Annotated in this window: 8 protein-coding genes; all 8 read right to left on the reverse strand. The window is 35.0% G+C overall.

The features are described 5' to 3' along the window. Positions 1-27: 27 nt before the first annotated feature. The 8 genes from D7M11_RS17700 to D7M11_RS17735 are packed head-to-tail and all read right to left on the reverse strand — an operon-like array spanning position 28 to position 10,639. Positions 28-3,504, reverse strand: coding sequence for a bifunctional glycosyltransferase/CDP-glycerol:glycerophosphate glycerophosphotransferase (locus D7M11_RS17700; protein WP_120748567.1), 3,477 nt, complete (start codon positions 3,502-3,504; stop codon positions 28-30). A gap of 44 nt (positions 3,505-3,548) precedes the next feature. Beyond that, positions 3,549-5,210 (reverse strand): acyltransferase, encoded by a 1,662-nt coding sequence (locus D7M11_RS17705; RefSeq protein ID WP_120748568.1) that lies wholly within the window; start codon positions 5,208-5,210, stop codon positions 3,549-3,551. Between the two features lies 1 nt (position 5,211). Next, the gene (locus tag D7M11_RS17710; protein ID WP_120748569.1) at positions 5,212-5,799 is read right to left on the reverse strand and encodes a D-sedoheptulose-7-phosphate isomerase; all 588 of its coding nucleotides are present in this window, start codon (positions 5,797-5,799) and stop codon (positions 5,212-5,214) included. A 20-nt stretch (positions 5,800-5,819) separates the two neighbouring features. Next, positions 5,820-7,121, reverse strand: coding sequence for an HAD-IIIA family hydrolase (locus D7M11_RS17715; RefSeq protein WP_120748570.1), 1,302 nt, complete (start codon positions 7,119-7,121; stop codon positions 5,820-5,822). After that, positions 7,121-8,053: an NAD-dependent epimerase/dehydratase family protein gene (locus D7M11_RS17720; protein ID WP_120748571.1), complete on the reverse strand. Its 933-nt coding sequence runs from the start codon at positions 8,051-8,053 to the stop codon at positions 7,121-7,123. The genes D7M11_RS17715 and D7M11_RS17720 overlap by 1 nt, the downstream gene beginning before the upstream one ends. Before the next feature lie 30 nt (positions 8,054-8,083). Then, entirely contained in the window at positions 8,084-9,070 is a 987-nt protein-coding gene (locus tag D7M11_RS17725) for a GHMP family kinase ATP-binding protein (protein WP_120748572.1), read from the reverse strand. Positions 9,071-9,094: 24 nt separating this feature from the next. Beyond that, positions 9,095-9,841: an ABC transporter ATP-binding protein gene (locus D7M11_RS17730; RefSeq protein WP_120748573.1), complete on the reverse strand. Its 747-nt coding sequence runs from the start codon at positions 9,839-9,841 to the stop codon at positions 9,095-9,097. A gap of 18 nt (positions 9,842-9,859) precedes the next feature. After that, complete coding sequence (locus tag D7M11_RS17735) at positions 9,860-10,639, reverse strand: ABC transporter permease (protein WP_205127065.1); 780 nt, start codon at positions 10,637-10,639, stop codon at positions 9,860-9,862. Positions 10,640-10,718: the final 79 nt, after the last annotated feature.

The raw sequence follows: 10,718 nt of genomic DNA on the forward strand, positions 1-10,718 counted from the left end.
TAAACCCTAAATTGTCAAAATATCACTTTACCTCATCTGCATTTCTCTGGGAGTATCTGTTTGATACATTAGTTCGTCCGATGACTCTTCTTGTAAACTTAAAACAATATCGTCTTTAATCCGCTCTCCACATTTACCATCGAAGAATGGAATACAAAGTTTAAATGCCGCATCTCTTAGTTGTTTCTTGGGATCAGCCCCTTCTTTACACATTTCAACAAAATTAACCATATCTTCACTGGTAGTACCTTGATAATAACTCTCAACCAAAGGTGTTATAGCTTGTGTTAGTGGTTCATTAAAATCGGGATTATACATATATAATATCGGTACACCAGTTGCTGCCGCTTCAATCATCACGGCGCTTCTATCGACTATAATATAATCTGCACTTAGAAGAGAGGGCCGATAATCATCATCCCTGTCAATATACACATTTTCCTTGATTTCTAAAGTGTCGATGAGTTTTAATGTTTGCATTTTTATAGTCGGGTCATTATTAAACTCATGGAATCTTGGATGTGGCATAAATATAAAGAATAAATCAGAAAAATGTTCAACCATTTTCGTGAACAGTAGATATTCATTTATATATGGAGTTACTAAGTTATCTTTACCATTTTCTTTAATAACCTTTGGAAAATGAACTTTCCAAAGAACAATTTTTCTACCCTTTGCTCTTTTTGCAATAGTTCCATTTAATCTATAATTACCTCTTTGATATAAACTATCAAACTTGGGGAGACCTAATGCTTTAACAGCTTCTCCATTATCCGAATGGAATCGATATTCCTTAAGCATAGCATCTGAAAAAGTATAGGTTCTCCAACTATTTTTAACAACATCTTGATTAAAATGAGCATCTCTAGCATGTTCGGTATCCGCAATTTCAATTCCATATGGAATATAAACAGTCCTAATTCCTTTATTCTTCATAAAACTACTTGTAAGCTTGTCTCTTCTGTTCGAATCATAAGGAGTTTGTAGAACCACTACGTGTGGTTTATATCCATCAACATCAAATTCTTCCCATGGAATAAACAAATGCCCTGTTCTAACTAAATAACTTCTTGCAGTTTCAACTTTTATAGATGGATCAATATTCTCATCGTAGCAAACTAGAACAACTTCGAATCTATTATCATTAAGACACTCCGTATATAAACTTTCAAGAGATGGCCAAAAAGAAGCTACTTGAAACAAAAATACGATTCTTATTTTCTCTCCATTCTTGTATTTAACCAAATTATTACGAAATGACATCTTACTAACTGTTTGCTGAAGACTAATCACTCTTTTTTCTAGCTCCCAAATCCGTGCATCCATTGTTCTACTCAAACGCTTATAATCATCCTTGGAAATACTTTCAATCGCATTCACTAGACGATTGTGACGGTCCCATGTATAATTTTCAACTGATGTAATAATTCTGTTTTCCATTCCACTTAACTTCTCTTCGACTCTTCTTCTGATTGGATTGATAAGTGGTTTTAGCACTTTTTTTAATATTTTCCTGGTTCTTAGGTTTAATGTTGGATTATCTCTCAAAAATCTTTTTAATTTAACAATAAATGAAGGTCTATAGTTTTCGTCGAAAATTTCATTAATATCCGATACATGCTGGGGGTTGTTCCAAGACTCGTTATATTTAGCCCACTTCCACTTTGCTGACAAAATATTCAGCAAACTTTGTTTATCATAGAATTTTACAATATTATTTGTTTCCCAAATTTTCAAAAGAATCTCTTTAAATCGTTCCAACATCATTGCTCGCTTCTTTTCATCATCACTTAAAAATAAATTCCCCCAACCATCAAAGAGATAAACATTATCTTCCGAAATATGCATTTTAAGGTTGTTTTCCAATGATTTCGCTACAATATAACCGCTTTCTTTCTTAAGAGCTTCCATCTTCGTCAGAGTAACATTATCTTCGCCCCATCTGTACTCACCTAGTACTTCTGGAATATTAACTATATCTGTTACTGCAACTGTTCGTGTCCATAATTCAAAATCTTCAGCTAAGTAATTATTGTTGTAAAACAAATTATTTTCAATAAAAACTTTTTTTCTAAGCATAAGTGTTGAATGACATAAATCACAATAAAAAAGTAAATTGGCCCTCGTTTGATGAGCTGTTGTTGGCGGCTTGTGAACCCAATTGCTTTTTGGACCAAAATGATGTTGATATGTTCCGCATACACCTACGTTAGGGTTTTCTTCCATCATCTTTACTTGTTTCTCAAAACGGGTCGGATGAGCAAGATCATCTGCATCTAGACGAGCTAAGTATTTGCCGTTCGCCAGTCTCATACCTTTGTTTAAGGATTCACCCAAGCCAAGACGTACATCATTCTGAATTAAACGGAACCTCTGGTCGTGAATGGCATACGCCTTCACAATTTCTGATGAGCCGTCGTTAGAACCATATTCATTTACCACAAGAAACTCCCAATCTGTAAATGTCTGTTTTAATACACTATCTATAGCCTCTCTCAGATGCTTTGCACTGTTATAAACAGGCATGAGAACAGTTACAATTGGAGTTGTCGATGTATTTTCAAATTCGTTATAAGCAAATTCATCAAATTTCAAACCACAAGCTCGGCAAATCCAACCCCAACGTTTGTGAAGTATTTCTTCTAACGCTTCAACATTAAATATTTTCAATTCGCAATTTTTATTTCGTATTTCCTCAAGTAATTGGAAACCATCCTTTAAAAATTTTGCTTTGTCTTTTATTAACCGCTCTTCGGGTAAACTTCTCCATCCTGATAAAAGCATCAAATCACGATCAGTCATATCAATACCCAAGTATTCCAGTGTCCTTGCATTTATTTCTCTTACTTCTTGTTTTAAGCGCTCCCCTTTAGAAATGCTAATATTTTGAAATCCCCAACGATGGTCTACTAATACTTCATTCAAATTAACTATATGTGCTTCAAACATTATACGTGTCCAAAGTTCAAAATCTTCGCCTAAAAAATCCGGATTATATCTCCAATTATTTCGTATGAAAGTCTCTTTACGAAACATAACCGAGCAGTGACTTATCTCACAACCAAACAACAAAGCTGCTTTTAATTGTTCTCTCTCACATGGAACATGCTGAACCTCATTACCTTGTGGTGTAACACTCCTTTGCAGAGTTCCGCATAAATCAACATCTGGATTACTCTCCAAATAATTAACTTGTTTCTGTAATCGAGTTGGATAAGAGGGATCGTCTACATCTACCCTAGCAATATACTCGCCATTAGCTCGATTAATTCCAACATTCAAAGAATCAGCTAAACCAAGTTTTGTTGTATTTTGAACCAAAATAATTCTGCTGTCTTGTTGTGCAAAACGTTTAATGATTTGCTCTGACCCATCACAAGAGCCATACTCATTAACAATAATGAACTCCCAATCTGTAAATGTTTGGTTCTGTATGCTTTGAATTGATTCTTTTAAAAATTTAGCGCCATCACAAACTGGCATGACTACTGAAACTTTTGGCATTTAAATCCCCCTCTACTTTGGTAAACTGTAAGAGCTTACCTCTGTTAAGTCACCATTCTTCTCAGATACGGAACTTTCGACAATACGTAGCAAAATAAAAAAGATGCAATAAAATTCACCATCAGACTTATGATTCCACTGTTACCAAAAAGAGAAATTGCTAGAGGATGAACAAAGTAAACACCTAGTGTAAGAGTAGATAATTTTCGAATAAGTATTTTAATTTTGTTGGGTACACTTCTTAATCTTTGCTCTAGTGAATAAAACAAACTAAAAACCCCAATAGAAAATATTAAGACAGGAAAACGAATTTGTTCAAAAAAAGAAAAGTATGATTTTTCAAATTTCACTGACATATAGTAGCTACACATAACAACACCATATAGCCCTAAAATAGCAAGTACAGTTGGAGCTAAATTTTTAACTTTATGATTACGTAAGTAATCATAAAGCAACTTACCTAAGAAGAATAAGCCCAATTCCGCTATTCCTATTCTTGACCAATTAATTTGTAGAAAAGTGGGTGCCTCAGGGAAAGCCAAGCGGATTATCATATCCATGAAACTTGGAATGACTAATGCAATTGCTACAAAATACCATCTCAAGGCATTACTACATTTATGATAAATTACCGCTAGAATCGGGGATATTAGATAGAAGCCAATAAGCTGATATATAAACCATAGGTGGTAATATCGATGAGTGATTGGAATCTGCAATATTTCATTCCATATTGTTGTACTTTCATTCAAATAAAACACCTTCAAAAGAGCATAACAAAAACTCCAGAAAAGGAGTGGAATTAGGACTTTCGGAATTCTCTTAGTGATTACTTTTCTAATTGAATCTGTCTTAGATAAAATATATACTCCCGATATCATCATAAAAACTGGGACCGCAAATCTTGTGACTGAATTAATAAATAATGCTTGGTACCAATCGATTGTCTCAGCATACTTACTATATATCGAACCTGTGCTGTGTATAACATGAATTGCAAAAATACTAACAATACGAAGTAAATCGGCCCAAATATCCCTATCATTTTCTGTATGTCGCACTGATTCTTTCTTCTTATCCAACATCATTAAAACTATAATGAGAAGTAGGGATAATCCAAAAACAATTGCAAAAACAGCGTTTTTTACGCTGTTAATATTTTTTTGCTCAATATTAGCTGATGGTTCAGTTTTAAATGAAAGTTCGGTACTCTGCTGATTACTTGAATACAAATCCACATTCTGTTTCTGACCATCAACCTCAATTGAAACAATACCACGCCACTTATTACTCTCAAACACAATTTCCCTATTTTCGCCGTATGGCAGTTCCCCTATTAAAATTGTTGACATTCCTTCAGGTTGATCGTAATTTTTCCAACCTAACATTTCACCCTGTTTAATCCAATTACTTTTAAAGATCTCAGTTGGTTTGTAGTTCCTTCCATCAATTATTATTTTCTTTATCCAAACTTCACTTCCCTCTGAATTTGTATTCTTCAAATCCAAAGCAGTGATAGAAATTGGAGTTTTCAGAGGCTTCACGATAAGCCCTGGTATAATGGAACCACCAATAAAAGCCATAACTGTTGCCATAAAAAAGGCAACAGTTACTTTTTTAACATAAAATAATTTTCGAAAAGGTAATGCCGAAATAATTGCAGCAATAACCAACAGTAGAATAATAATAAAACTTATCCTGCTCATACTAATCCTTTATATGATTAATTCCACACAGGGTTTTATAGAAAATGCTCATAATCAAGTGATCTAAGATCATGTGAATATCTTCTGTAATTTGCATGCTATTGACAGGCACATGCAATGAAACGTCAGATAACTGCTTCAATTTCCCACCATTGTAACCGGTCAGGCCAATAATTTTATTCCCTTGTTCCTTCGCAAACTCAACGGCATTAATGACATTCTTTGAGTTTCCACTTCCTGATATCGCCATCACAAGATCCCCTGGTTTAATGTGCCCACGCAGTTGAAATCGGAATACCTCATCAAAACCTATATCATTGGCTATTGCCATCATTGTAGCAACATTGTCATTTAGGCAGTAAAAATTAAATTTTTTATCCACATATTCAGAAATTCCTTTATTGAAATCATTCTGATAGTGTGATGCGGTAGCGGAACTGCCTCCATTACCAAAAATATAAATGGTTTTCTCAGACTCATAAACTTCCATTATCAAATTCATTGCATCATTAATTGCTTCAACATCCATAGCCCTTAAAGTATTGATCTCATGTTCAATATATGTTTTAATATCTGATTTAAAGTCCATTTCCATTTCTCCTTTTGATTTCAATATAATAATATATTATTGATTGCATCTAGCAAGTTGTTACATGTAATATCAGAAATAACATCATATTTCTTATCCGCCCCAGCTTCCCCAGTTAAAACCAACGCCGTTTGCAGTCCTATTCGTTGACCGGTCAAAATATCAGTGGTTGTATCACCTACTATCCATGATGATTTTACGTCTATATTATATTTTTCAATACAGATTTCTATCATACCTGTGTTAGGTTTTCGACATTGACACGGGATTTTATAGATTGGGTTTTCTTCTGGATATCCTTTGTCGGGATGATGAGGGCAAAACAGAATATCATCCAAAATAACGCCTTGTTTACCTAATAAGGATTCTAATTTTTTATGAATATTTTCAACATCAGAGATATTGCACAAACCACGAGCTACTACAGGCTGGTTTGTAACGACAATTGCTAAATAACCTGACTGATTAATTTTTCGTATAGCTTCAGTAGCACAAGGCTCAAGACTAAGGTCATCCTCAGAACTAATAAGACCATTTAAACGATTAATCGTGCCATCTCGATCCAAAAAAATACACTTTTGTTTATTTTTTAAATTTCTATTTGAAACAAAACCACTAGCCAACTCCTTTGCCGCAACAGCAATCCGTTCTGGGGTGCCAACATCCTTGATGTATTCTGGTGAAAAGTAACTGTAAATAGGTGCATGCTTCGCCGTTAAGGGAATGAAAATATCTTTTTCCAAATCTGTCACTTCATCTTTAACTACCAAATTACAGAGATCTACATTTGCAATAAATAACCCAGCATTTACACAATTCTTATACCAATAATCGCGGTTATTATTTTTGGAGTCGAATTTGATAACCTTACATTCTTCATCAGTTACTACTAAGTCCGAATCATATGGATGGGAATTAGGATGAGTAAAGAGTGTCGCTAGTGAATTCTTTTCTCGATGAAATCGAATCATCCTTTGGATATCAATATCGAACAGAACATCTCCATAAACAAGTAGAAAAGTGTCGCTAATTAGCTTTTCTTTAATATAATATAATGCTCCAGCACTACCAAGTGGTTGTTCTTCTCGAAAATAGGATATCTTTACTCCAAATTCCGCACCATCTTTAAAGAAGTCCTCAATTTTCCTACCCAGGTGTCCCGTAACTATCAATATGTTTGTTATATTATTAGATTTTAGACATTCAATCTGCCATTCAAGAATAGTTTTTCCATTAATGCAAGCCATCGGCTTTGGTATTTGGTCGTTAGTAATTGAACGTAATCGTGTTCCCTTACCACCTGCCATAATTACAGCTTGCATCAAATAACCTCCTCTGCTGTTTTTGCTACCGTCTCATCCGAGGTCCATTTTGCATGCCAACCAGTTGTATGAATCTTGTTCAGATTATATGCAAACACTGGTACGTCTCCTCTCCAGCCTCCACGCCCCCCAGTGTATAAATACTTCACTCCATTCAAATTCATTTTTTCACAAATTATATCAGCTATTCTGGTTACGGTCGTCTGTGTCTCAACACCAATATTGTAAAGCGTAACTCCATTAATAAGTTGTTCTTTGATCATAGTAATCCCCCGTACTAAATCAAACACATGCATATAGGGTTTAGACTGAGTACCATCACCCAAAATTAAAAGTTCTTTAGGATTCTCCCTCAGCCTCTTTACAAAATCAAATATGACTCCATGCGTAAGTCTTGGACCAATTACATTAGGAAAACGAAAAATTAGAACAGTAAAATCGTTCATATAACTATATGCAGATATCAATGCTTCCGCCCCAAGCTTAGCTGCTCCATAATATGAAATTGGCTCTAGCGTTGAATCTTCGGATACATGTTCCCCTTCCTTCTCTCCGTAAACCGCGGAGGTTGAAGCAAAAAACATTCTTTTCACTTTATGCTTTCTCATACATTCCAATAGATTGAATGTTGTTGTATATGTGTTTTTATATTCGATTTCTGGATCTTTAGCGCTCGCTTGAATATCAGAATTAGCAGCGAGGTGAAACACATGGTCAATTTTTTCTTTTTCAAATACAGCTGAAAGTTGTGGCAAATCACAAAGATCCTGCTCATAGAAACGGAAGTTCGGTTCGTTTTTTAAATGCTCAATGTTTTGCTTAGTACCAATAAAAAAGTTATCAATACACACCACTTCATGCCCTTCTTCAAGCAAGGCATCACATAAATGGCTTCCTATGAAGCCAGCTCCTCCGGCAACTAACATCTTCATTTAAAAGATCCCCCAAAATCACTCTCGTGTTTATTTCCAATATTTATCTCCAATATGAACAACAGATGTTCCATCATGTTCAAATTCAAAATCCATTCTCTTTAAACCAATTGCTGTTCTTACTCTTTCTTGATTCTTTGCTTCACAATAAAGCAAGAGGAATCCACCTCCACCTGCTCCGAGAAGTTTCCCACCTAAAGCACCATTTTCCATTGCAATTTTATACGCTTCATCGATCTCAGGATTAGAAATACCCGCAGAAAGAGTTTTCTTTAGTTCCCAGCCCTTATTTAAAATATCTCCAAATGAGGTTAAATCGTTAAACTCCAGAGCAGCTTTCATTTCTTCTGCAAGCCCACACATTTGGATCAGATTCTGCACCTTATCCTCATCACTCATATTTTTCTTTTGATCACTTAATATCGTATTAGCAGAACGAGAAGCCCCAATATAGAACATCATTAGATTTTTTTGAAGTTGTTTGTATGTTTCCGGCCTCATCAATATAGGCTCTACAGATACACTACCATTCCTATAGAAACGAATAAAATTAAGACCGCCATAGGCAGCAGCGTATTGATCCTGTTTCCCAATAGGAGCACCTAGCTTTTCTATTTCGATATCACATGCTTCCTCTGCCAATCTTGCTTTCGATACATACTTCCCCTCATAACAAGATAAAGCATGTAATAACCCTACTGTGAACGTACTAGAGGATCCTAACCCAGTCCCAGCTGGAACATCGGCGGTGCTGCTTATCTCAACACCAGAGATTCTCTTTTGATTCAACACACTATTAAATATTTTATGTTTAATTTTAGAAATATCTTCAACAATCTCATTCTCTGAATACTTTAAAACTGTATAATTGGAATCAAAATATGGATGTACTGATATATACATATACTTATTTATAGATACACTCAATACACATCCCCCATGTTTTTCGTAGAACGCCTCAAGATCGCTACCACCTCCACAAAAACTAACTCTAAAGGGGGTTTTTGTAATAATCATTAGTAAAAGCCTCCATTATCTATGTCAATTTTGAGTAACATACGTCATATAAGCGTCACATATCGTCCTAACATCTCCAATAGCAGCCACTCTACCTTTATTGATCCACAACGCACGATTACATACACTTAAAACCTGCTCTATAGAATGGGATACAAGTATTAGCGTTACACCATTGGCTTTCATTTCCGCCATCTTCTTTTCGCATTTTTCTTTAAAATTCGCATCACCAACGGACAGAATCTCATCAACAATCAAAATATCAGGCTTAGTAATCGTAGCTATAGCAAAGCCCAGCCTCGCTTTCATTCCTGAAGAAAAGTTTTTGATAGGAACATCTACGAAATCCCATAATTCAGCAAAACTTATAATATCCTCAAAGTGTGCACTCATCATATCTTTAGTGTGACCAAGTACCGCACCGTTTAAATAAACATTCTCTCTCGCGGTTAGCTCCATGTCAAAACCAGCACCAAGTTCAATCATAGGAGCAATACTGCCATGTGCGACAATTTCTCCACTAGTAGGCTTATAAATGCCCGATATCATCTTTAATAATGTACTCTTCCCACTACCATTCGTTCCAATAATTGCAAACGAATCCCCCTTCTCCACTAGGAAGGAAACATCAGATACAGCATTAAACTCGTCCCTGATATATTCCCTTTTTAATCTTTTAACCATATATTCCTTCAAGCTATCTACTTTTTGGCGTGCAAGATTGAACCTCATATATACATTTTTAACTTGAATTGCATATTCCTCTTGCATTTGCGATACACCTCTAGATTACAAGTTCAATACAAGTTTGTCCTGATATCGTTTAAATATAACGAATCCAACCATCAAGGAAATAGCTGCAAACGCCATGCAAATAACGTTTTCTTCTACTGTTGGAATATTGCCATAAAGTACGACATTTCTGAACATATCTACAATATGGTACAAAGGATTAAATTTCAGAAAGAAAATTACATGAGGAGGCAAGGAATCAATGGGATAAAAGATTGGAGTTGCATACATCAATGCCGTTAATACAACACCATATAAATGAAGCATATCTCTAAAATACACTGCTAATATCGAAAGTATCAGCCCAACCCCCATAGAAATCATTACTAGGTAGATTAGTGGTAGTGGAAAAAATAGAATTGTAAATTTTATTTGGGCACCAGAAACGAACAAGATAATTATAACTGCAACTAGTGAAAATAGCAGATTCACAAAAGAGGAAATCGTTGCAGCTACTGGAAATATATACTTTGGGATTCTCACCTTTTTAATCAATGATTCCCCACTTATGACTGATTTCATAGCCTGATTAGTTGATTCTGAAAAAAATTGATAAATCACTTGTCCACATATCAAATATGCAGCATAGTTTGTGATTTGATTCTCAAATATATAAGAAAACACAGCAGATATAACTAACATCATTAGTAATGGATTCAAGATACTCCATAAGTATCCAAGCACAGAGCGTCTATACTTTACTTTTAGATCTCGGGAAACTAGCTCATTTAAAAGTGCTCTATATCTTAGAATCATGGCTAGACTCTCAACTTTCAATTTGAGCCTCTCCTTTTACAGGATCATATAATAAACTTTCTATTTAACTTTCTTTGAAACTAGTTGAATCTCCAACAAG

This window comes from Paenibacillus ginsengarvi, assembly GCF_003626695.1.
In the GTDB taxonomy this organism is placed as follows: Bacteria; Bacillota; Bacilli; order Paenibacillales; family NBRC-103111; genus Paenibacillus_AB; species Paenibacillus_AB ginsengarvi.